Here is a 23,308-nt window from a genome sequence, read left to right on the forward strand (position 1 = left end):
CCGATCACGCACCTGGAAAACTCTTCAGGGCACGTCTGAACACCTTGCCCTCGGCATATTTTCTCCCTTCCTCTCTGATAAGCGAAAAGAGGTGCGGGAATATGGACAAGTGACTTCACGGAGTTGCTGTTGGTACTGTAAGCGGTAATGGCTCCTGGACAGGCACTTCCGCCGCTGGCGGTGAAACCAACGCCCGATTAACCCAACCAGTACCACTGCCATCAGGATTGGCGATAAATGAATCAGGACTACGCCGTTCGCCAAGTCGGATCAGATACCACTGATCGTTAGCAGTGCGGGCAAGGAAGATAATTTCATCGCCGGCGTTGATCCGTCCGATAGGCTGGTTGTTAGTGCCGGGCAAGGGACGCACATTCGCGACCTGTAAAGCCGTACCGGTAATCGCCTGAGTTGCTGCTGGAAGATTTGTTGGTTGCGCTGCCGTAGTTGGTCGTCGCGGTGTAGCCGTCGGCCTTGGTGTCGGTAAAACCAGGGTGGGCAATTCTGTTTGACCGGGGATATACCGACCAAATTGTTCAAGTTCGTTACGCAATGCCCCGATGACCCCAAAAGCCAAAGCCATTGACAAGAGGAAGATCACACTCACCACAGCCAGTTTCACCAATTCAAGGCTCTGGGTCCAGATACTTCGCCGATTGAGCAGCTCCAGAGCACTTTGGGCCGCATCGGCCACCGATTCGCCCCAACTGGTACGGCCCTGATCGGAACGAGCTACCTCGCGGAGCGCCAACAGCGCACGAACATCACCAACCTGTGTTAAGGCCCGTACTGCCCCCAACGCACATTGGCGTTCTGATGTTTCAGCGCATTGATAAGTGGCCTGGTTGCCCGACCATCACCGATTTGGGCTAACACTTCAGTCGCTCGATATACCGTTAACCAGGGTTGATCGGGACCAACGACATCACACAACGCCGGCACAACGGCTGCCCCCATAGCTGTCAACAGATCAACTGCCTCCGCGTGACGCGGATGACCCGGATCACCCAACGCAGCGATCAAATCATTCACCTCGGCGCGTGCTACCTGCTGCGTAGGTGCCTTTGGCGCAGCTCGTAGCGATTGCGGCGCCGTCAACCGGCGTGTTGACGGTGACGTCGGCGATGGTTCAGGTGACGATTGATTTGGTTGCGGTTCTGTCGTCATTGCTTCTCAATCTCTCTGACAGACAACGGCTGGACGTTCAGCCATTGCTCAAAACGTTCCACAATGAGATCAAGTAGTACTGCCGCAGCCTCAGCTTTAGGCAAACGTGGTAATTCTACAACGCGCTCATCATCAAGCACGATGAACGCAATCTCAGGCTGACCGATACTGGTCACGGCATCATTTGCTACGATCACATTCAGCCCTTTGCGTTGCAGTTTACTTCGCGCATTACGCAACAGATCGTTTGTTTCGGCAGCAAAACCAACCTTAAAGAGGTCACGCCGACCGGCCAACTCACCAACGACATCGGGATTCTGCACCAGATGCAGCATCATCCCTTCATCGTCGCGTTTCTTGATCTTCTCGTCCGACACAGAAGCTGGCCGAAAATCGGCCACTGCTGCATTCATAATCAGCATATCTGCCTGCTGGCAGGCCGCCCGCACTGCCTCACGCATCTCAAGTGCTGTCTCAACCGGAACGAAGGTTACTGCTCGCGGTGGGGGTAAAGCGGTTGGCCCACTTATCAAGGTCACCATTGCCCCCAAATCACGTGCCCTGGTCGCTAACGCATACCCCATCTGACCCGACGAGCGATTCCCGATATAACGCACCGGATCAATTGGCTCACGAGTACCACCGGCTGTTACTACTACTCGCCGATCGCGCAAGCGACCGATCTGACGGCCCAGCAACGCACGGATTTCGGCCAGCAAATCAGCCGGTTCAGGGAGGCGTCCGCGGCCGCTCACCGGCTCAGCCATTCGTCCAACCTCTGGTTCGAGCACGTATGCTCCGCGGGCGCGTAATGTGGCCAGATTGGCCTGGGTTGCCGGATGCTCGTACATTGCCGGATTCATCGCCGGTGCGATGAGCAGCGGTGCGCGTGTTGCGAGAACAGTCGTTGTCAGCAGATCGTCACATAGACCGGCGGCCAGACGGGCAATGGTATTGGCAGTCGCTGGTGCGATCACAAAACCATATCGGCGTGCATACCAAGACTCACATGACCGACCACCCCGTCTTCCGGTAAACTCCACATATCGGTCAGCACCGGGCGACCGGTCAACGCCTGAAACGTTGCCCTACCGACAAACCGTTCGGCTGCCTCGGTCAGAATCACATCTACCACTGCCCCGGCCAGGGTCAAATCACGGGCCAGTTGTGCCACTTTGTAGGCGGCAATGCTACCGCACACCCCAAGCACAATTCGCTTTCCTGCCAGTGTATCCATAAACGTTCTGATCGCCGGACGTCATCTACGATTGCAACTCTGCCCGCGCATTGTAGCATATCTGAATCAATCTCACTCAATCGATTCAGACAGGGCTTTCCAACGTCTTCCCCTGTCTGGCAGACGAGAGGAACGGCGAGATTCCTAATCTGCTGCATATGACCGCACCGGTAGGAGCGGGTTCTAAAACCGCCCTTGACGGTTTGCTGATGCAACAAATGACGAAATTGCGCCGTATATTGCAGAATGCGGGCCGGCGGTAAAAAGAGCTGCGCCCATTCACGATCGTGCGCAACCTCTTGAAATTGCGCCGTATATTGCAGAATGCGGGCCGGAGGCCCGCGCACCCAGGATCGTTGCTCTGCTTGAGAACACTGAAAAGCACTATCAATAAAAAACTCTTGCAGAACTGGTAAGCTCGTGCTACACTTCACATACTCTACCTGATCCAACGGAGGACTTGTGTGGAGCGCTCAGAATTACCACCTGATGTAGTCATTCGACGCCTACCCCTCTATGCACGGAGTCTGCGCTACCTGCTCGAGGAGGGGGTGCATTCCGTGTCTTCGCAAGAGCTTGGCGAGCGGATCAACGTGACTGCGGCACAGATCCGCAAAGACCTTTCGTATTTCGGTGAGTTTGGCAAGCAGGGTATCGGCTACGATGTCGAGAAGCTCCTCCAACATATTGAACGCATCCTCGGTATCAACCAACACTGGCCGGTAGCCCTGGTTGGCATCGGCCTGCTCGGGCAAAAGCCATTGCCCGTTACGAAGGTTTTCGCACCGAAGGGATCGAGATTGTCGCCCTATTCGATGCCGATCCGGCCAAGATCGGACAAAAGATCGGCGACCTGACCATCCAGGATTTCGCGCATGCACGACGGGTAATAGCCGAAAAACAGATTAGAATGGCTATCATTGCAGTCCCGGCAGCACAAGCCCAACGAGTTGCCGATGTCCTGGTTGAGGCTGGCGTGCGTGCAATCCTTAGCTATGCGCCGATGATCCTACAGGTGCCCGAGGATGTATGGGTGCGCTATATCGATCCGGTGGCCGTGCTGCAAAGTATGACGTATTACCTGGCACGTGAACAACAGCATTAGGTGTTCATTGTTGCTTTACATCAGGGTTTTTTGGTGAGGACAACAATAAAGATAGAAGCTCTTTCAAACTCGCTCTGTAAAACGAGATTCAGGCGTATCCTGAGCGTCGGATCGGTGTTGTAATTGTCTCACCGATCTGCGATGATACCTGATTCAGCAATACATTTTCAATAATGAGTCCACTACAAAAACTCACTACGGAGCACACAGAGCACACAGAGCGTGTAAGGTTTATAAATAAAAGGATAGTTTTTGGCCATTGGGTGCATGGAAGAAAAATTTCACAACCTTATGTTCAATGAAAGATAAAATTATCTTTAGTCTCTGTGATCTCCGTGGTCTCTGTGGTGAGAAGATCACCTTTTTGCAGTGAATTCAATAATCTAACGCAAGGCACGAAGGGGGAGAGGAACAGACCGTGCATCACGGATTGCTCCATTACGGATCGAAAATGTTGCAATCGGTACCGCAGTACTAAAGCGCCCCATAGCTCGCACGTACACGATATAGCGTCCATCTTCTGGAGGCTCGCGGTGGGTTATCCATGGTTCGCCAGGATTAAATAGATCAACACTGAAGGTGATACTACTAACATTAGACGTTGTTGTTAGCGGTACACCTTTGAGAAGCAAAATAGGCTTATCGTCACGGGCTGATGCACCGCGTACCTCCAATTCTAGCGCACCTGATCCACCGATGTGCACAGTGACTGACAATTGCGTCCCATCAAAGCGACAGTCAGCAGCAATCGCCAGCAATCCTTCAGGGAAGGTAACAGACATGCGCGGAGCGTTCAGTACTCGAAGTTGCTGAATGCTCATTCGATCAGTCTGACCGATGATGATCGTCTCGCGGTTCATCGAGATCGGTGCGGTAAGCGTAATGGTGCCTGGTGGAACCGTGTACGCTCTACCATCAATCACCAAAGTTTGCGTTACCAGACTGGCAGTATCTAACTCAATGAAAGCAGCAGACAGGGGTTCGTCTAGCATAAAAACATTCTCATTGACACGCACCCGATCTGCTTCGACCACCAAACTTAAACGAGAGGGATACTGCGAATGAAACTGTCCTGCAACCGGCTGAGCCAGATCAATGGCAGCAAGCAGTCGTGAATCGCGACGATAGAGAGCCAGGCCGTTCGATTGCCAGAGCATTTTCCGCATCAAAACCGTAACGCAGTGGATTCTCATCGGCAGCAAGCAATCCGTAATCGAACACCTGTCCGGGTTGGGGCCGGCGCAGCGCCGGATAGTAGCGCGTTCGTTCAAAACCATACAAGGAAGCACCTTCCGCTTTCCAGCGTTGAACGAGGCCTAGCGCCAATACCCCCGGCACCCGTTCATCTGCTGATATGAATATCGATGCATTGTTCGCAGCAGGTAACGGTGGTAGAGCCTGCGGATTGATTACGTATACCAATGCGTCACCCACTTCCGCACGACGACTCAGCAGTGGAGTAGTATCAGCCCATGCCTTCAGAGACGCCAGTTTTTCAGGTTCATATTCATCGCGATGGATAATCAATGTGTCGATACCGAGCAGAGCCAGGTAACGCAGGGTATCATCATCGGGCAAACGCTGAATGCGACGCATCACATCAGTCGTACCAAATGGAATAATACCACTGTATCCAACAGCGAGTGGTTTCCAGTGATGTATCTGGTGAAACTGACGTGTAGTAATACGTTCCAGCTCGGCACCGCGTGGTGTAGAACCAACCGGCAACTCAATTAGGGCATGCAGATCGCGCTGAGTACCAAGCCAGACATACACCGGTTTTGGGTCAGGAACAGATGCAAGTGGCAATGGAAAAGATGCATGCTCGATAAGAGCACATATGCCAATCGTTGCTAGAATGATCCACGATAGACGACGGTCTATCCTCGAGCGAAGCCATTGACCCAGGTAAACGAGAGTCACACTAGCAAGTAAGACCAGTGCCAGATGCGTTAACATTGCCCAGCGCGCCGGAACGCGCAAAGCGCCAAAACCGGGGATATGTTCGTAGAACCATGCATATGGCATTGGGATTGATAATGCTGCACTACCACGCTCCAGACGAATCCCAACACCCAGTGATAATACAAATGCACATATAGCCAGTAATGCCAGGAAGCTAACCTCTGACAAGCCGATCAGCGTATCGCTGGGTTGCTTCCGGTCTCTGAATCGCCGCCAAACTATCAGGGTCAGAACTGTTATCGCAAGTATAGCCGTGACAAAACCTGGAAATAACGCAAACTCACCACCACTAGCAGTAAACCAGGACTCTCTTCCGCCATACAACCAGTTTGTCGGTACAACGGCCAAGAATGACTGAAGTGGTGCTGACCAGTTATCGAGTTCGCGTAACGATCGGACGATGCCCAGATACTCGTACACATGAATGTACGGTAGCGTCACCGGTATCGTAATAAGCGCGGCAAGTATACCACCAAACAATAGCCCACCAATGTTTTGCCAGAAGTTGGGTCTTTGCCGACGGGACAAAGTTCTCAATAACCAAATGACAACATACAGTCCAATTGTCAGGGCAGTAAAATATGCGTAGTAGAGCGCAGTTATACACTGAATACCTGTGAAGAGACCAAACAGTACCGCATATCGCCAGCGTCGTTTCCCTGTTTCCGTGTCGTGCAAAAACCTGCGCAGAAATAGAAGAGCCAGTGGCAGCCAGGCTGTCTGTAGCAATTGTAGATGAACAAAATGTGCCATGCGGTACGTACCAAATGCAAACAGCGCACCAGCAGCGAAGGAGCTAAAGGTACGAATCCACCTATCGTGTGCGCGTACTAGCATATCGCTTGCCAGCAGATACACAGCCCACCCTGTAAGGACATAACTGGCTAATACGAGCAGGTTGTACGCCAGAACAGGGCCGCCGAGGAGTATCAACGGTAACGCAACAACTGTCAGCAGAAGATGATGGTCACTATACGCCAGCGTTTCAGGATAAGGAAAGAAGATCGGCGCGTCCCAAATAGTTCGCGGATCGGTGACAAATGCCCGCGCATTCCAGGCCAGCACCCACGTTTGCAACAATGGATCAAGTCCACTTCCCAGCGCTGTCGTCAGGTGGGTAGATAAGGGCCAGGTGAAAATAATTGCCAGCACAAGGTATATCAGCGGAGGTAGCAATATAAAAGTGATTCTCTTCATAAGAGCATGAATGTTGCAATCACATCAGACATTGCAGCCAGCGCCGTCTGACTGCATCCCTGCCGATGCCCTTTTTCTTGCCATACCACGATCAGTTTACTAACGCAAACACCGGCGAGCATCAACAGAATCGGCTCTACCGGCAGACGATAGCGTGTATTGCCGGCTACCGAAATCGCGTATGGTGCCGTAAACGCAGCAAGCCACCAGATACTTAACACAAGAAATTGTCTGTACTTGCGGTAGGCCAGCACGCTTCCCAGCAATGCCAATAGCAGCAACACTATCTGGATCAAACTTCTGATCAGGTAAAAGAAGCGTGGTTCAACAATGTTCTGATCGGTTATCAAATAGGTGGGAGAAATAACCCAGAGGTACACTATGCGCATCATCGTCAGCTTTAAAAATTGCAGAGGATTTGCTGCAATCCATTGTAGCGCCTCATACCGCAGCACCGCATAGCGTTCCGCTTCGTTGAGTGAGCTTAAATACTCAAGTGTGCTCGCCGGAAGCGTATTTTGCATTGGCTCACCTGAAGCCGTGTACAAAAAGCCGGTGGCGTGCGGATTGTTACCCAGCCAAAAGTTCAGATCAAATGAGGTCTTGAGCAACACAACCTGCTGAAACACCAGATAATTTCTGATCGTCCAGGGCAACAACACCAACAGGCCAATCAATAGTGTAACAGCCAGCTTTTGGATAATCTTTATCCTATCACCTTGATTCATTCCGATGAGGAACGCCGCACCTGATAAGCCATACAGCAAAATAGGTTCGACTAGGCAGGAAATACCCCAGACCACCCCCAAAAATATGGCTCGGCGCCAGGTGGGCCGTTGAAAGAAGTGTAATAACACAAACACGGAAAAAATCGTAAAAAACGTTGTAAAAATAGCCGGAGAAATCTGTTTGCAGAAATAGATAAGCGGAGGGTAGAAGGTTACCATCAGACCAGATAATAAACCGGTAGTCGCGTCAATCCAATGCGATGCAATCCTGCCGGTGAGGTAGATAAGCAACGCCGAAAGCAGGGCCTGGCATAGCTCGACACCAAGAAACGGCAAGGGCACCCCCACCCACAACCAGGCTGCCAGAAATAATGGATACACCGGCGTATTCAGTGCGGTTGGCATCTCTGGCCCAAGCCAGCCGCCTCCCACAAAACCCTTACCGGCAACGATATTCTTTGCTACAATGCCATACTCAGCCGTCAACGGATCATGGTAGTCGTTTAGGACAAACACTGCGGCTACCCGGATGATTAACCCGATAATCGTCAGCAGCCATAGAGTTTGCATGAACCTTCGCGAGTCACTTACTGATGCAGAAATCCAATCCATGATGATACCTTCACCGAATTTTTTCAGCTTTTGAGTCGCTGCCGAAGGGATTGTACCAGATGATTTCGATGCAATCGCAGTTGAGCGCGTGATGAACGCAGTCAGGTCGGGCGCCACCATAAGTAGGGGCACAGCGTCGCCGTGCCCCCACCATCAATGGCCGATGTCTATGAGGAACTACATCAATGTCGCTTACCCTCTTTGCAAGAGCAACGTGGCAATCAAGGTTTGAGCAAATGTCAGCGTGGGATGCGTCCCCTGAACCATTTCACCTGTGCTCACCTGTCCAGATACCGGCAGCCGTGATCGTAATCCTTCACTCAGCCGATCAAGAGCCGGGTCTGACGTTGCGTTAATCACGTTGGCCGGTAAACCATCATCGTCAGCAGCCACCGATTGGATCTGCACGGCTACCCCCTGACCCGCATCGGCAAGAGCGTTGATGACATCAAACGCCAGCGCCCGCCGGCGCAACCACATTTGCAGGTCGTACCCCACTTCACCTGGCAGAAAGCGTAAAACGACATCGGCTAACGGTCGTTGGACAACGATGTAACGCTGGATGTCGCGTTCACGCGCCGGCCACGCCATCCGCACTTCTTCAGGGGTGTACCCCCGTTGACGCACATCACGTTCTTCGCGCCAACGACGGTACAGTTCGGGATCGGGATCAAAGTAGACAGTAAGGTCGAACAGATCGGGCTGCACCGGTGGGGTCAAAGTTAACGCACCGTAAGCAATAACCAGTCCGGTCGGAGCAACCCGTTCACTGCCCTGTGGAACTCCGGTCTTATGGTTGTAGATCGGTTTTTCGATAGTTTGACCGGCTCGCAACGCTGCCAGGTCGGCGGCCATGCGATCCAGATCGGTAGCCCTCGGATCGGCATCGGTTAAACCACGTACCGCACGCTCTGCACGGCTATAGCGCAGGTAATCATCGAGATTGATCGGCGTAACGCCTTGCGCACCCAGCAGACGCACAATCCCCTGCGTCAGCGTTGTCTTCCCAGTACCGCTAGCGCCGATCAAACCGAGCATGAGTGGTTGATCTCGCATAATCTCGGCTCAGGAACGCATTCGCGATTGCCAATCGGCCAGGAACTGCTCAATACCGCGATCGGTCAATGGATGGCGCATTGCCTGCTGAAGCACCTTGAACGGGCAGGTCGCAATATCAGCACCGGCCAGTGCTGCCTCAACAATATGGCGCGGATGACGGATAGATGCCGCCAGAATCTTGGTTTTAATTTCGCTATCCTGGCGATAGATACCGGCAATCTCGCGAATCAAGGCCATTCCATCAACACCGGTATCATCAACACGCCCAACGAAGGGGCTAATGATGAACGCACCGGCCCGTGCCGCCAGCAATGCCTGCACAGCGTTGAAACAGAGCGTTACATTGCAACGAATGCCGTGCTTAGCCAGTTGGCTTACTGCTCGTAATCCCTCGGTTGTACTCGGCACTTTGATGATAACGTTCGGATGCCATGCAGCATACTCTAATCCCTCGCGCACCATTCCCTCGGCATCGAGCGAGATGGTCTCGGCGCTGATCGGGCCATCAACCAGCTCGGCAATTTCCGTGATAATTGCTTTGAAATCAACTCCCCCTTCGCGGGCAATCAGTGTCGGATTCGTCGTTACTCCGCTCAGAATACCCCAACTGGCTGCCTCACGAATTTCGGCGAGGTTGGCCGTATCGAGATAAATTTGCATTCCTCTTCCTCCCTTATTTTGGCGCCATTCGGATAGCGCCATCGAGCCGAATCACTTCACCGTTTAGCATCGGATTTTCAATGATGTGCTGGACTAACGCTGCATACTCAGCAGGACGCCCCAATCGCGATGGAAATGGTACCTGCGCACCGAGCGACTCACGGGCCGCTGCCGGTAGACCAGCCATCATTGCGGTATCAAAGATACCCGGCGCAATAGTCATCACCCGTATCCCAAAGCGAGCCAGTTCGCGGGCTGCCGGTAACGTCATCCCGACGACACCAGCTTTTGAGGCGGCATAAGCAACCTGACCAATTTGGCCTTCAAATGCAGCTATCGATGCCGTATTGATTATAACGCCACGTTCGCCTTCGGAGTTGGGCTGGTTTTGGCTCATCATCTGTGCCGCATAAAGCATCATGTGGAAGGTACCGATTAGATTGACTTGACTTCAATGACACGCTTGAAGCGAACCGGATCATGCACACCGTCACGTCCTAAGATCGTTCGGCCAACACGATACCGGCACAGCAGACTAATACGTGCAGACCGCCTTTTGCAGCAGCTTTGGTTACTGCTGCTGCACACTGCGCCGGATCGGTAACATCGGTGCGCACAAACTGTCCTCCGATCCGGGCAGCTAGCTCTTCGCCAGCACCTTCATTCAGATCGGCAATGGTCACCCGCGCCCCGGCACTGGCCAGTCGCTCAGCCGTCGCCGCACCCAGACCAGAAGCCCCACCAGTCACCAGCGCATTTAGCCCGTGTAGTTGCATTGCTTGCTCCTTTGCCTAGCGGGCAACTGCCCATTCAAAATGCATACCATCACTGGCGCCTTTACCATCGTAGTTCCAGTGACCTCCCCAGAAGAAGCCAAGTGCATTCGCGATTGGTACTAGCTCACGCACCGAACCACGATCACCAACCAGAGCTGCCGGTTTGTAAAAGCCATTCCACTGCGCATTGATATCGAACGCCGTTCCGTAGGCATGATTACTCAAGGTAGTCGGGTTGCTACGGATCGTTCGCGGCCACCATGCACCATCGAAGGTTAGTACAAGGTGCAACAACCCGGCATCTTCCCAGGCCTGCCACAATCGGCGCAATTGATCGGCTGCCAGACGATGAAACTTGATCCGCCCGCCATTGGTATTCCGAAACCGGGCCATTTGTGGAATGGTCACTTCAATAAGATGCCGTTCAACCCAATCGTTGGTGATGATAATATCATCACCGCTCTTACGTACCCATTCAATGTTGCCTAACACACGCTCGCGCTGACCGTTACGGTCGGTCAGGATATTGAAGTCGGGCTTAGGCGGCCAGTTGGGATCACGCCGTGGCGCACCTGCCCTTACCACCTCTGGCGCATTGAGAATGTTCACTGTAGGCGGTTGTACAGGTCCGGCAGGTGGTTCCGGTACAGGTGGTGATACCGGTGGCGTCGGTGGTACCAGTGGTGTCGGCGCTTTGGGCTGCCAGGCCTGTACCTCTGCTGGACGCGGTAAATCACTCATCCGGCGAATAACACCATCGGAACCACGGTAGAGCGTATCGTAAGCAAAGACCTGGACATCAAACGATTGCCCGTTGATCGTTTCGCGTATCACTCCACTTAACGGTGTCCCTAACTTCAGTTCTAACGCCCGTTGGTGAAACGGATTGGTAGAATCATACGGCACTCCGGTTACTTTGTACGTTTCGGCCCAAATTTGGGCATATTGTGGACTGGACGGATCGGTCAGACTGAGAAAGAAACACCCTGCTTGCTGACTCATTGGCGTATAGAGCGTATCACCGGCAAAGACCTGCACCGCAAAAGCTCGATCCGCAGTCACATAATTCCCACTGAGAGCCGGTCCCAATTTTGCCTGGAGCGCCACAAAGTGAAACCGCCAATCAGCACGAAACTCAGTCTTGCCTTCAAGTGGGGATCGGGTCGCACTGGTCTTTAACGCACTACTAATAACCGGCCTCGATAAGCGCCCGACTAACACCACCGGTTGGAATGGCGCCCATGTCGGGGCCGAGCAAACTGGCAAACGATTGTACCGCAGCATACTGTGTTCCTTCGTTGAAGATGGTGTCACGGGCAAAGACTTGAAAGTTGTAACTCTTACCATCAACTACTACTGGCGGCGGTTCATTAGGAGCTAGCGGCGCACCAATGTCGAATTCCCCCAATAGAGCGAGAAGGCCTGATTGAGACGTAACTGTGCACCCCGCTGACGCCAGGTAACTGTTGCCAGAGCCACCCACAACTCTTGCTCTGGTGAACGAGTACCACTCCCTAATACCAGATTACCGGCGACCGACCATACTGGCGGCGAAGGTGGGAGATACGGTTGCAGACGCATCCGCCCTGCGTCATCAGGAACAACCGTACATACATCGGCGAGTGAAAGGTGAGATTGCGCAACCAGAGCCGGTAACCAATCGGCCAACACACTTGCTTGCACTTCACTCAGGTCAGTAACGTTAGGAGCTTCCACACTTACAATCACAGCAATCCGATTGAGATTCCGCATCCGTCCTCGCCAGATAGCCCGTCCCAATCCATCACCGGCGCGATTGATCGTCAACAATTGCGCTAACGTTCCATCACGGGCAAGATAGAAGTGGGGCAACAATGATGTTGCAGCATGCTGGTAATCAGCAACAGCGATGACTGCTGGACGTTCATCGGCGACCACAACGATTGCCGCTATCTCGTGACCAGATCGAGATGTACCGGCACGTTCCAGGTGACCAACCGCAGTGATCGGTATATCGGCAAGACTCATTGTATGCTCCTTGAGCGGTTGCAAATGCTTCTGGCTCATCGTAGCACAGGCAGGCAGAGAAGGCAACGACGAGTTGACGGTACGACTTGTCGTGGAAGTCCTATTACACAACAGCCAAATATGGCTATTGCCCGGCAGAAGGAGGAATGCTTATGCTAAAGGTATAAGCGTTATGTGCGAGAAATGTTTTAGGAAAGGCTATCCGATGTCGTCAAATCTTCCTCTATGCGGTCATCGCCTTCGTGCTCGCCCACTTGCCGGCACATGCTTTCTCGCAAGCGCATGGTCCAACCAACACTATTTTCATCCCGCTGGTAACGAATAGCCTGCCGCCACTTTCCACCAACTGGCTTGAACGGGTAAACGGTTACCGACTACGCGCCGGCGTGCCGCCTGTTAGTGAACAGGCGATAATGAACAGTAATTGTTTTGAACATGCCCGCTACATGGCCGAGAACAACCATCTCACCCACAATCAAAACTCTAGCTTACCCTACGCCTCACCGGCAGGACAAATCTGCGCCCAAAAGGGCAACGCCTGGCTCGGCTGGGGTAATGGCTGGACACCCGCCGATGCCATTGACAGTTGGATGCGCTCGGTTGGTCACCGGCTCTGGCTGCTCTACCCAACAACACCCACCTTTGGCTTCGGCTTCTACACGACTGCAAACGGCGCAAGAAGTGCAGCCGCATTAGATGTACTATCTTACTTTAATGATGGCGCCAGCTATCCGAACTGGCCGGTGCGCTATCCCGGCATCAATCAGACCGATGTTCCGCCAACTCAGTACCCGATAACGCTGCAATGGCGCTATTTCGGCGATACACCGGTAGTCAACAGCACGGCATTACAGGTCGTCGGTGGCAATAGCATCGCCCACATCTTTTCAACCGCCCTACCGGTGGGGCATAAAGGAATCGTGATTACGCCAACGGTAAACTTGCCCCCCAACAGCCTCATTCAAGTGATGGTAGACGGATCATACGCGGGTCAACCATTTAGCTATACCTGGCAGTTCCAGACTGGAAATTAATTGCTATTTGTGAGGTAGTCTGTGTCTCGGTGGCTCTCTGGTACCACCGAGACACATGGGCATAGCGAGCAATGAGCACAGGAAGTTCAACCGAGGGAGCCACCACCTGAAAGAGAAAACCTGAAATGATTTTCAAATCTGTACTGCCGGCAAGCCCTCCATAGCGGCATAATCACGCAGGATCGCAGCAGCAATGTGTTTCCAGGTCTTCGAGGATAAAGTAGGTATCGTGCATCGAATAGGCAGCTCCGGGCGTATTCGCAACTCGCCGAATATCAAACGGTACTCGTGGCGTATCGGCTGCAAAGGCGTGATCAAGTTCCCCAATCGACGACAGGAGACCGGCGCCAAAAGCCTTTAACCCACCATCTTCTCGAATCAGCCCAAATTCGATGCTGTACCACCAGAGACGGGCTATTTCCAGACGTTGCCGCTCGTCACCGGCAAAATAAAGAGGCCCAAAAGCCTGGGCAATATCGGCAAAGCGCTGATCGGTAAAAAATGCCAGATGACCAATGTACTCGTGAAAGAGATCGGGCAGCGGCGTAAAATCAAGCTCGTCCATGCGTCGAATATAGTTGGTCACCGGGAAGCGCCGTTCGGCGATGTGCTCAAACCATTCAGTAGGGTTGAGATACTCATTTTGCGCATCGCACAACGTCCAGCCGGTCATTGCTGCCAGACGTTCGCTTACCTGTACCGGATCGGGGAGACGCTGGAGATCAAGGTTCAACTTCCGAAATCCTTCGCGGAAGAGGCGGCAGGCGTACCGCTCAAGCCGGGGAACCTGGCGCGCACAGAGCGTTGCCCAAACCAGATGATCTTCTTCGGTGTAAGCAGGCATAGCGGGCGGAGCAATTGTTGTCATACCAATACCCCCTTGTATTGTATGGTGCGCTATCAATAATAACAGGCGGCGAAGGTCGCCCAACCCTCGCCGCCTGTTGACCACATTAGAAGAAACCCAGTTCCTCGCGCGCCTCTTCCGACATCATCGACGGATTCCAGAAGGGCGTCCAGACCAGATTGATCTTGACGTTCTCAAGCTCTTTATAAACCTCTTTCAACGACATCACCTCCCGCCGGGCCTGTTCGAGAATCTGCGGCCCTGCCGGACAGGCTGGCGTGGTCAAGGTCATATCAATATCAACGGTTTTCCCGTCATCGAGAATGTCAATGCGGTACACCAGCCCAAGATTGACCACATCGAGGCCAATCTCTGGATCGACCACGTTTTTCAGTGCTGCCCGAACCATGTCTTCGGTAATCATACGATCCCTCTTTCTTAACCGTTGGTTATCAACTGCATGATACCATACACGGCGGACAACGTTAACACTTCTTGGTAAGGAAGAACCATTATGATCGACATACTTGCCAGTAACCCGCTCTTGCTCCTGTTTACCGTATCGGCAATTGGCTATCTCATCGGACGGATCAAGATCGGCGGTGTTAGTCTTGGCGTGTCAGCCGTGCTCTTCGTTGGGCTGGCCTTTGGCGCTATCGATCAACGCTTACGCCTGCCAGACATCATTTATTTGCTCGGTCTGGTTATCTTTGTGTACACCATCGGCCTGAGCAGCGGCCCCGGCTTCGTTTCATCGTTCCGCCGACGCGGGTTGCGCAATAATCTGTTCATCGGTGGGTTGATTGTGGTTGCAGCCGGTATTGCGGCACTTTTACGCATTGTGCTCGGCTTGAACGGTGCCCAAACAGCCGGACTCTTTGCCGGCAGTTTGACCAACACGCCAGCCCTGGCCGCCGTGATCGAACAACTGAGTCGTCTCGGCGCCGATGAGACATTGCGCGCCGAACCGGTAGTTGGTTATTCGGTGGCCTACCCGGTTGGCGTACTAGGCATGATCCTCTCGATCTACCTGACCCGTCGCCTCTGGCAGATTGATCTACAGCAGGAAGTACAGCACCTGCGTGAATTTGGCGCCATCGGTGATCACCTGGTCAATCGCACAATTCGGGTCACCAATCCCGCAGTCCAGGGTCAAACCATCGCCGAACTGGTCAAAACACGGGGTTGGAACGTGATCTTCAGCCGTCTCCAGCACGATGGTCGAGTGGAATTGGCTACCAGTACAACCCAGCTCGCAGTAGGCGATCTGATCAACATCGTGGGCACGCCAGCGATGGTCGAGCGGGTTATCGCCGATCTTGGCGAACTGACCAGTACAGAATTGACACTCGACCGCCACACCCTTGATTTTCGGCGCGTCTTTGTCCAAATCCGGCTGTTGTTGGCGTACCGTTACGTGATCTAAACCTGCCGTCGAGCATGGGTGCAGTGATTACCCGCATTCGACGAGGTGATGTTGAGCTTTTACCCCACGGTGATACCATCCTCGAACTGGGTGATCGAGTACGCATCGTTACCCAACGCGACAATATGGATCGAGTCAGTGCCTTCTTCGGCGACTCGTACCGCTCATTAGCCGAGGTCGATGTAGTTTCGCTCGGTCTGGGGACTGCACTCGGTATGCTGGTAGGTCTGATCCCAATCCCACTACCGGGTGGTGGGAGCTTTTCACTGGGATTGGCCGGTGGCCCGCTGGTTGTCGCTCTCTTCCTAGGCTGGCGCGGACGAACCGGACCGATTGTCTGGAGTCTACCGTACAGCGCCAATCTTACATTACGTCAGGTTGGAATGACCATGTTCCTTGCCGGTGTCGGCACTCGTTCCGGTTATAGTTTCGTCACGACTCTTACACAGGGAAACGGCCTCATTCTGTTTCTAGGCGGAGCACTCATCACAATACCGGTCGCTATGCTGACTCTGTTTATCGGCTACAAGATGCTCAAGATACCGTTTAGCGTACTGACCGGGATGCTGGCCGGATTACAAACCCAGCCAGCGGTGCTGGCCTTTGCCAACGAACAAGTTGGTAACGAAGCACCAAATATCGGCTACGCGATGGTCTTTCCAACGGCAATGGTGCTAAAGATTATCTTCGCGCAGATTTTGTTGGGATGATTCCATTCAGCATACCGGCGAGACGGGCGGGTTGAGCACCCGCCCCTACTCTAGGCAAAAAGAGTATATTTAGCACGCACTATGGCGATCTGTCAGGTGTGCGCCGTAATGCGAACAGCGAGTTTAGCATACGTATCCTGTAGGCGAGAATGCAGACAACCAATCATTCCTCACGTTTCCCCGCCTTTGCCTGGCGTACAATTTCGGCAATTTGACCAAGATGGTCATAGGCATGAGCGAGACCCAGAACATACCGACCACGGGCATCAACCAGTGATGCACCGGGCCACGGTTCAACCATATATTCAAGATGCGGATGGTCAGGCCACATCTGTAGCGAGGCATGCAACATCCGCCGACTTTCAGCCAGCCGTTGTCGTACCTGTGCTATCGAGGTCACCGTCTCCCATGGCACTTCGTACCGAGAACGGCCGGAACGGTACGTACCACGCGCCATTTCGGCTGCCAGAAAAGCCGACTCCTCACACGAGGCTGTTAGATGCACAATCACGTGAGCAAGCGTCCAGGCTTGATTGACCGCAGCGGGGTCTGTTGCAAATGGATCGTGGGCGTTTGGATCAACGGGTTGAAACGTCACATCAGCATCGGAACAATCGGCAATCAGCCGTTCGATTGTATCGTACATTTCATCGGTCTCGGTGCGCAGATCGGCCACCGTGAGATCACGAACCAGCTCTTGAACGGTTCGCTCTTTTCGGTAGAGAGCAGCGTAATCAAGCATACCTGGCTCCTTTATACTTAGCGACCTAACCGTTCGAGCAACATACAGTACGCAGCCTGTCCTTTGCGGAAGCTGCTCAAACGGAAGAATTCGTCGGGCGCATGGAAACGCTCATCATCAAGGGCAAAGGCAAAACTGCTAGTATAAGCGCCAAGCTGACGCTGGAAGAGGGTACAAACCGGGATCGAACCACCACTGCGCACGTAGTACGGCTCACGGCCATACAACTCGATCAACACCTCACGTACAGCGATGTTCCCTGGATCGTCTTCGGGGATCAGGTAGGGATAGGCCTGAAACGCAAGCGGGGTTACCGTCACATTCACCCCAGGCGGTGTGTGACGCTTGATATGCGCTTGCAACAGCTCAAGAATAGTCTGTGGGTCCTGGTCGGGCACGAGCCGGCAGGTAATCTTGGCGTGGGCCTCAGCCGGCAAGACCGTCTTAATCCCTTCTTGTTGAAACCCGCCCCAGATTCCGTTCACCTCAAGCGTTGGTCGTACCCATTCGCGTTCACGCGGAGTAAAACCGGCTTCACCAAAGAGAGCAGGGACTCCGAGGGAGACTTTCAGTTTCTCCTCATCGAAAGGGATAGCAGCAATCCGTTCTCGGTCGGCTGGTGATAGCGGTCGTACTTGGTCGTAAAAACCAGGGATGGTAATCATTCCATCATCCGACCGCATCGATCGAGAATCTGAACCAGCGCATGGATCGGGTTTTGCACGACACCACCGTACATGCCCGAATGCAAGTCCATCTTTGGCCCATACACATCGATCTGTACACCGCAACCACCGCGCAAGCCGACAAGAATCTGGGGCTGATCTTCACTCCATTGACCACCATCAGCACTCAATACTAGGTCACAGGCAAAGCGCTCACGTTCCTGCTGGAGAAACGCTGGAATCTGGGGACTCCCAATTTCTTCCTGGCCTTCAAAGAAAAACTTGACATTGACCGGCAGCGAGCCTCTGCTGCGCAATAAGGCTTCAACTGCCAGGATCGGAATGAGCATGTTTGCCCTTGTCGTCACTGGCGCCACGGGCGTAGATTCGATTATTCTCAATATGCGGCTCAAATGGTGGATGCGTCCATAAATCGAGCGGATCGACCGGCTGCACGTCAAAGTGACCGTAGATCAAAACGGTAGGCTTACCAGGAGCATGCAGCCAATCAGCGTACACCACCGGATGACCGCCGGTCGGCAGAATTGCCACGTGCTCCATTCCGGCAGCGGTTAGCCGATCGCAACCCACTCAGCGGCACGCAGCACATCACCAGCGTGCGCAGAAATGGCCGAGATGCTCGGGATACGCAAGAAGTCGACCAATTCGGCAAGGAAGCGGTCCTGGTTCGCGGTGAGGTAGTCTTTCCAGTCTGGCATAATGGTGCTCTCTCCTTTATAATGCAGGGCAGGCGGACGCACAGCTTTCGCCCCGGTATCCTCAATTATAACGGAGATTATTATGGCGACATCACTTGCGCGTCCAATATTTCACTGGCAACCAGTTGCCGTCATTCTGGGATTACTCGCGACGATTGCGGTGAACATTGCAGCCAATACGCTACCCCTCAATGGTCAGACCACAGGCGCCATTTCAGATCGGTACCCACTGCTCATAACACCACCCGGATATATCTTTTCAATTTGGGGACTCATTTATGTCGGGCTGATCGGTTACGCTGTCTATCAGGCACTGCCTGCACAGATCAATAATCCGCGTTTGCGTTCTGCAGCCCCATGGTTTTTGCTCAGTTGTCTTGGCAACATCGGCTGGTTGTTCTTCTGGCACTACAATTTATCATCGCTCTCGCTGCCGGCAATGTTGACTGTGCTGATCGGTTTGGTTGGGGCTTATGTGAAACTCCGTAGTCCTGGAACACCAACACCCGGCGAACGATGGCTGGTACAACCAACCTTCAGCCTCTATTTAGGATGGATTTGCGTTGCAACCCTCGTTAATGCGAGCGTCTTTCTCTACGATCTGGGATGGCGTGATACCGGCAACGGTGGCATAATTAGCGCCAGCGTGTTACTCATCCTGGCTGCCGGTCTGAGCTGGTGGTTTGCCCAACGTTGGCGCGATGCAGTCCTGCCGCTCGTTGTAGCCTGGGCAGCGAGTGGCATTGCGTTCAAGCAAGCTGCCATGATGCCACTGGCAACCATCGCCTGGATCGTTGTCCTGACCGCACTCGCCGCATCAGCATCGACACTCTTCCGTCGTTGAACATAGCTGGCAAGTGGTTTCCGTCAGATTTCTGTAATCTGATCAAACGGTGACGGTAGTCACGATCATCGTTCGTAAGCATAGGATGGTTCCTTTACCAGATCACGGAGCTGCTTATGACGATGATCAAGCGTTCTTACCTGTCACTATTCTCACTCTTATTCGTCAGCGTATTAAGTCTCATTATCATCACCTGGAGTTGGTCAGCCAGCGCCCAAACCGCCAGCCTGACCGTCTCACCAACTGTAGCCCGTCAGAATACGACAGTTACCCTGAGCGGTACCGGTTTTCTCCCTGCTGAAACAGTGAGCATTTGGATTACCTATCCTGATTACCGTGTCTACGGCGTCACCGTTATCCAGACCGACGAGCAAGGACGGTTCAATCACCCATACCTGCCCGATTTCCTTGGGGCAACCTTCACCCCAACCGGACGTTACGTCTATACGGCGCGAGGCTGGCAGAGTGGGCGAGAAGCCTACGCCAGCCTTGAGGTAGACATTGCCCCAGCGCCGGGTGCATCACCTGCGGTACAGTTAACGGTCAATCAATCTGCTCAAACGCAAGGCAACACCTTTGTCTTTACCGGTAGCGGTTATCGGCCAGGTGAACGGATCGCTCTGTGGCTACGCTACCCAAACAACGCTATTGCCGATCTCGGTACTCAGGTGGCTGATGCCCAGGGACGGATCAGTCTGGCGATGCTGAGCAATCATATTCCAGTAGGACGTTACGCCCTGACGGCGCGAGGCTTACAGAGTGGTGGAAATGGAATTGTTGATTTTGAGGTGTTGGTCGGTGATACTCTTAAGCCTCGTGGTACAGGTCAGCTTAGCGTGGCAACGGGAAGTGGTCCACAACGCCAGGCTATCAGATTGAACGGTAGCGGCTTTCTGGCCAGTGAAGTCATTACGTTGTGGGCAACGTTACCCGATTATGCCACCGAATGGCTAGGAGATGTTACCGCCGATGCCGATGGAACGTTCACCATCGAAGTCTATCTGAGTGAACAAGACCCGGTCGGGCGCTATACGATCAGCGCCTACGGCAACCGCAGTGAACGCCGGGCAGTTGTTGAATATACGTTATTACCTGGCCGATAAGAGCAAATAGCCATCACGGGCAGCATCAATAGGGCAGGTTACACTCCTGCCCTGCTGGTGAAAAGATGACAGAGACCAATCATCGCCGAGCATAGCGTCGGATAATGGCATCAACCTGCGCCCCGTACCCTTCGCCAAACAGATTTAAATGATTAAGCAGGTGGTAGAGATTATAAAGATCGCGACGGTCACGGTAACCGGGTTCGAGCGCCATACCGTCTGATAGGCCTGATAGAAACGTGCGGAAAAGCCACCAAAAAGTTCGGTAAACGCCAGTTCAGCCTCACGATCACTGTACGAAACCGCCGGATCGATCAGCACGGGTGTACCGCCTGTCCCCGTAATCACGTTCCCACTCCATAGATCACCGTGAATGAGTGATGGGACACGCGCAACACCACTGAGCCAGTGGTCGAGGCGAGCAACAATGTTGTCGAGCGCTTGCCGACGGTGGCCTGGTAGCAATCCATTGCGGGCTGCCAGTTCGATCTGAGGAATGAGTCGTCGTTCGCGAAAGAACTCAATCCAATCGGTTTTCCATCCGTTGTACTGAGGCGTACCACCAATAAAATTATCACATTCCAATCCATAAGCAGCGGCAGTGCAACGGTGGAGAGCAGCCAGTTGCTCACCCAACCGGGCCTGATCCACAGCGTGACCATCGCCAATGATCCATTCACTGAGGAGAATGGCCGGTTGTTGTTCGTTGGCCGCGAGTGCCAGGATCACCGCCGGCACACGGATGGTATTGGTTGCAGCCAGTGTTCGCAGACCGTGCGCTTCAGCCATCAACATCGTGGCTGGCGATCCACCGCTGGCCCACTTGAGCGCAAATTGCTCGCCACCTAGCGTAAGGCGAACCAGTTGCGCGCCGAAACTGCTGTGCAGGTATTCAACCCGCTCAACAGGTTTGCCCAGGTGTGTAATGATCAGGTCGGTAACACTTGCCGGTAACATCGTCATACCAGAAAGAAATAAGGAGCAACAGGTAGGGATGCGTCCCCACTCCCTCAAGTTCATTCCTTCCTCTCCCAAATGGGGAGAGGAAGGAGAGACAATTCACCTAATCGCGTAGTTTCTGGCCTGTATACGGATCGTAGCGCCATTCACCGGTTGGGTCTTGTGCTGGCTGCGGAAATGCTACTTCCTCTTTCGGCATAATGATCCAGAGCACAATGTAGATAAGAGGGCTAAGTCCGCTCAGCACAGCTAATACGAAAATGAGGCGAACGATAGTACTGTCGATACCAAAGTAACGGGCGAGACCACCACATACGCCGCCGATTATGCGGTCGGTTGCACTACGAGTAAGACGGTTCGTTGTCATAGCGTTACTCCTTAATCGCTCAACAGATTTCCACTTCCTGCCTATACGACGTTGGCGAGATATGTTTGTTGCAGAACAATCCACGATCTTCTCATGATCACTTCATAATTCCTTCACAGTCTTGCTCTATTATGACGATAGCGCCAGTAGGTGCAACGAAACCGCAAATAACTGCAACGGAGGTGCAAGGATGAAACGGATGGTCTTACGTGCTTTGAGTAGTGCAGTGCTGGCATTTGCACTCCTCTGGGTTTCACCACTAACGGCCCATGCCGCCTATGAAGGAGTGACCGATTCAGCGTCAGTAGCGTTGGCGTATGGTCGTGGTGGTGGCGGGCGCGGTCTGGGCAATGTGAGCGTGGAACACCTGATTGCACGCTGAGTTCACTGACCGGACTTGATCCTGTCACTATTCGCACCGAGTTACAAAACGGACGGAGTCTGGCCCAGATCGCCGCTGCCAACGGTAGCAGTGGTGCGGCGCTGGTGCAGGCGGTAGTTGACGCGGCGAAGACACGGCTTGATCGGGAGGTGAGCAAAGGTCGGTTGACGCAGGCCGAAGCCGATCAACTGTTAACAACGATTCGTGATCGAGCGACGACGCTGGTCAACGATACGACGTTAGGAACTCAATTAGCTGATCGGGCGGCAAAAGTATCGCAACGGAGCGCATTAGACTGGTTAATCCAGGCCGCTGCTAATCAGACCGGACTTGATCAGGCAACCATTCGTTCACGGCTACGGAACGGCGAAACATTACGAGCAATTGTGACTTCAGCCGGTGGTAATCCACAACGGGTGATTGATGCGGCGGTGGATGCCTTCCGTCAGGCGGCAACCACTGCGATGCAATAGTAGCGCAGTCGCCCGCACCCCCGGCCCCGCTCCCGCGCTGCGGGCCTTGCGGTGGCCTCCACGTCTGTCTCAGAAATACACTAGGAGGGACGGGGTTGCAACCCGTCCCTACCAACGCGGTGAAAGACATAGCTGCGGGGCACCCGCACCCCCAGCCCGCTCCCGCGCTGCGGGCCTTGCGGTGGCCTCCACGTCTGTCTCAGAAATACACTAGGAGGGACGGGGTTGAAACCGATGTTTGCCAGCAGTTCGTGAATCGTTGCCACGGCTCCCTGTCTCAGAAATACGCTAGTAGGGACGGGTTTGAAACCCGTCCCTACCAACGCGGTGAAAGACAGCCGTCGCCCGCTTCTGCCGTCGTTAACCCAACCAGCCGGTTTGAAACCCGTCCCTACCAACGCGGTGAAAGACAGAGCTGTGGGTCGCCCGCACCCCCAGCCCCGCTCCCGCGCTGCGGGCCTTGCGGTGGCCTCCACGTCTGTCTCAGAAATACACTAGGAGGGACGGGGTTGAAACCGATGTT

At 53.6% G+C, this 23,308-nt stretch carries 19 protein-coding genes and 6 pseudogenes; 7 read left to right on the forward strand and 18 right to left on the reverse strand.

Going from position 1 to position 23,308, the window contains the following annotated elements; translation table 11 throughout:
- Positions 1 to 115: 115 nt before the first annotated feature.
- The 3 genes and pseudogenes from QTO31_RS10275 to coaBC form a co-directional block, all read right to left on the reverse strand.
- The gene (locus QTO31_RS10275) at positions 116 to 799 is read right to left on the reverse strand and encodes an SH3 domain-containing protein (RefSeq protein WP_301429011.1); all 684 of its coding nucleotides are present in this window, start codon (positions 797 to 799) and stop codon (positions 116 to 118) included.
- The gene (locus QTO31_RS10280) at positions 778 to 1,167 is read right to left on the reverse strand and encodes a HEAT repeat domain-containing protein (RefSeq protein WP_301429012.1); all 390 of its coding nucleotides are present in this window, start codon (positions 1,165 to 1,167) and stop codon (positions 778 to 780) included. Before QTO31_RS10280 ends, QTO31_RS10275 begins: the two co-directional genes overlap by 22 nt.
- Positions 1,164 to 2,404, reverse strand: a pseudogene (gene coaBC / locus QTO31_RS10285) (bifunctional phosphopantothenoylcysteine decarboxylase/phosphopantothenate--cysteine ligase CoaBC). Before coaBC ends, QTO31_RS10280 begins: the two are co-directional and overlap by 4 nt.
- Positions 2,405 to 2,868: 464 nt before the next feature.
- Between coaBC and QTO31_RS10295 the strand changes: the two are divergent.
- A pseudogene (locus tag QTO31_RS10295) lies at positions 2,869 to 3,509 on the forward strand (redox-sensing transcriptional repressor Rex).
- 383 nt (positions 3,510 to 3,892) lie between these two features.
- On the opposite strand, the gene QTO31_RS10300 reads toward QTO31_RS10295, so the two are convergent.
- The 9 genes and pseudogenes from QTO31_RS10300 to QTO31_RS10345 all read right to left on the reverse strand — a co-directional run bounded on the left by QTO31_RS10300 (position 3,893) and on the right by QTO31_RS10345 (position 12,513).
- A complete protein-coding gene (locus QTO31_RS10300; protein WP_301429015.1) occupies positions 3,893 to 4,666 on the reverse strand; it encodes a hypothetical protein in 774 nt (257 codons plus the stop codon).
- Positions 4,602 to 6,671, reverse strand: a complete 2,070-nt coding sequence (locus QTO31_RS10305) for a hypothetical protein (protein WP_301429016.1) — start codon at positions 6,669 to 6,671, stop codon at positions 4,602 to 4,604. Before QTO31_RS10305 ends, QTO31_RS10300 begins: the two co-directional genes overlap by 65 nt.
- Positions 6,668 to 7,969 (reverse strand): glycosyltransferase family 39 protein, encoded by a 1,302-nt coding sequence (locus tag QTO31_RS10310; protein WP_301429017.1) that lies wholly within the window; start codon positions 7,967 to 7,969, stop codon positions 6,668 to 6,670. The genes QTO31_RS10305 and QTO31_RS10310 overlap by 4 nt, the downstream gene beginning before the upstream one ends.
- 234 nt (positions 7,970 to 8,203) lie before the next feature.
- On the reverse strand, positions 8,204 to 9,067 hold the full coding sequence (locus QTO31_RS10315; protein ID WP_031459720.1) for a uridine kinase: 864 nt from the start codon (positions 9,065 to 9,067) through the stop codon (positions 8,204 to 8,206).
- A 9-nt stretch (positions 9,068 to 9,076) separates the two neighbouring features.
- The gene (gene fsa, locus QTO31_RS10320) at positions 9,077 to 9,730 is read right to left on the reverse strand and encodes a fructose-6-phosphate aldolase (protein WP_301429018.1); all 654 of its coding nucleotides are present in this window, start codon (positions 9,728 to 9,730) and stop codon (positions 9,077 to 9,079) included.
- 13 nt (positions 9,731 to 9,743) lie between these two features.
- A pseudogene (locus tag QTO31_RS19295) lies at positions 9,744 to 10,506 on the reverse strand (SDR family NAD(P)-dependent oxidoreductase).
- A 15-nt stretch (positions 10,507 to 10,521) separates the two neighbouring features.
- On the reverse strand, positions 10,522 to 11,790 hold the full coding sequence (locus QTO31_RS10335) for a M15 family metallopeptidase (protein WP_301429021.1): 1,269 nt from the start codon (positions 11,788 to 11,790) through the stop codon (positions 10,522 to 10,524).
- Positions 11,693 to 11,914 (reverse strand): hypothetical protein, encoded by a 222-nt coding sequence (locus tag QTO31_RS10340; protein WP_301429022.1) that lies wholly within the window; start codon positions 11,912 to 11,914, stop codon positions 11,693 to 11,695. The genes QTO31_RS10335 and QTO31_RS10340 overlap by 98 nt, the downstream gene beginning before the upstream one ends.
- A complete protein-coding gene (locus tag QTO31_RS10345) occupies positions 11,884 to 12,513 on the reverse strand; it encodes a hypothetical protein (RefSeq protein ID WP_301429023.1) in 630 nt (209 codons plus the stop codon). The genes QTO31_RS10340 and QTO31_RS10345 overlap by 31 nt, the downstream gene beginning before the upstream one ends.
- Before the next feature lie 254 nt (positions 12,514 to 12,767).
- Between QTO31_RS10345 and QTO31_RS10350 the strand changes: the two genes are divergently transcribed.
- A complete protein-coding gene (locus QTO31_RS10350) occupies positions 12,768 to 13,547 on the forward strand; it encodes a CAP domain-containing protein (RefSeq protein ID WP_301429024.1) in 780 nt (259 codons plus the stop codon).
- 172 nt (positions 13,548 to 13,719) lie between these two features.
- Here the strand turns inward: QTO31_RS10350 and QTO31_RS10355 are convergent, their stop codons facing one another.
- Both QTO31_RS10355 and QTO31_RS10360 read right to left on the reverse strand, forming a co-directional pair.
- Complete coding sequence (locus QTO31_RS10355; protein ID WP_301429025.1) at positions 13,720 to 14,415, reverse strand: amino acid hydroxylase; 696 nt, start codon at positions 14,413 to 14,415, stop codon at positions 13,720 to 13,722.
- An 85-nt stretch (positions 14,416 to 14,500) separates the two neighbouring features.
- Positions 14,501 to 14,818 carry a metal-sulfur cluster assembly factor gene (locus QTO31_RS10360; RefSeq protein ID WP_031459726.1) on the reverse strand — a complete coding sequence of 106 codons (318 nt, stop codon included), beginning with the start codon at positions 14,816 to 14,818 and terminating at the stop codon, positions 14,501 to 14,503.
- A gap of 90 nt (positions 14,819 to 14,908) precedes the next feature.
- On the opposite strand from QTO31_RS10360, the pseudogene QTO31_RS19300 reads away from it, so the two are divergent.
- Positions 14,909 to 16,530, forward strand: a pseudogene (locus QTO31_RS19300) (aspartate:alanine exchanger family transporter).
- Between the two features lie 163 nt (positions 16,531 to 16,693).
- Here QTO31_RS19300 and QTO31_RS10375 read toward each other — a convergent pair.
- Both QTO31_RS10375 and QTO31_RS19305 read right to left on the reverse strand, forming a co-directional pair.
- Positions 16,694 to 17,272 carry a DinB family protein gene (locus tag QTO31_RS10375; RefSeq protein WP_301429028.1) on the reverse strand — a complete coding sequence of 193 codons (579 nt, stop codon included), beginning with the start codon at positions 17,270 to 17,272 and terminating at the stop codon, positions 16,694 to 16,696.
- Between the two features lie 17 nt (positions 17,273 to 17,289).
- Positions 17,290 to 18,656 (reverse strand): annotated as a pseudogene (locus QTO31_RS19305) (dipeptidase).
- 82 nt (positions 18,657 to 18,738) lie between these two features.
- On the opposite strand from QTO31_RS19305, the gene QTO31_RS10400 reads away from it, so the two are divergent.
- Together QTO31_RS10400 and QTO31_RS10405 are read left to right on the forward strand one after the other, a co-directional pair.
- The gene (locus QTO31_RS10400; protein WP_301429033.1) at positions 18,739 to 19,500 is read left to right on the forward strand and encodes a TspO/MBR family protein; all 762 of its coding nucleotides are present in this window, start codon (positions 18,739 to 18,741) and stop codon (positions 19,498 to 19,500) included.
- 116 nt (positions 19,501 to 19,616) lie between these two features.
- Positions 19,617 to 20,603 (forward strand): hypothetical protein, encoded by a 987-nt coding sequence (locus QTO31_RS10405; RefSeq protein WP_301429034.1) that lies wholly within the window; start codon positions 19,617 to 19,619, stop codon positions 20,601 to 20,603.
- Between the two features lie 79 nt (positions 20,604 to 20,682).
- Here the strand turns inward: QTO31_RS10405 and QTO31_RS10415 are convergent.
- Together QTO31_RS10415 and QTO31_RS10420 are read right to left on the reverse strand one after the other, a co-directional pair.
- Positions 20,683 to 21,623 (reverse strand): annotated as a pseudogene (locus tag QTO31_RS10415) (fructosamine kinase family protein).
- Positions 21,624 to 21,666: 43 nt separating this feature from the next.
- Positions 21,667 to 21,930, reverse strand: a complete 264-nt coding sequence (locus QTO31_RS10420) for a PspC domain-containing protein (protein ID WP_031459733.1) — start codon at positions 21,928 to 21,930, stop codon at positions 21,667 to 21,669.
- Positions 21,931 to 22,120: 190 nt separating this feature from the next.
- On the opposite strand from QTO31_RS10420, the gene QTO31_RS10425 reads away from it, so the two are divergent.
- Both QTO31_RS10425 and QTO31_RS10430 read left to right on the forward strand, forming a co-directional pair.
- Entirely contained in the window at positions 22,121 to 22,312 is a 192-nt protein-coding gene (locus QTO31_RS10425; protein WP_301429036.1) for a hypothetical protein, read from the forward strand.
- Between the two features lie 104 nt (positions 22,313 to 22,416).
- Positions 22,417 to 22,785, forward strand: a complete 369-nt coding sequence (locus QTO31_RS10430) for a hypothetical protein (RefSeq protein WP_301429037.1) — start codon at positions 22,417 to 22,419, stop codon at positions 22,783 to 22,785.
- The last annotated feature ends 523 nt before the right edge of the window (positions 22,786 to 23,308 follow it).

Origin of the sequence: Chloroflexus sp. MS-CIW-1 (genome assembly GCF_030444705.1) — a bacterium.
In the GTDB taxonomy this organism is placed as follows: Bacteria; Chloroflexota; Chloroflexia; order Chloroflexales; family Chloroflexaceae; genus Chloroflexus.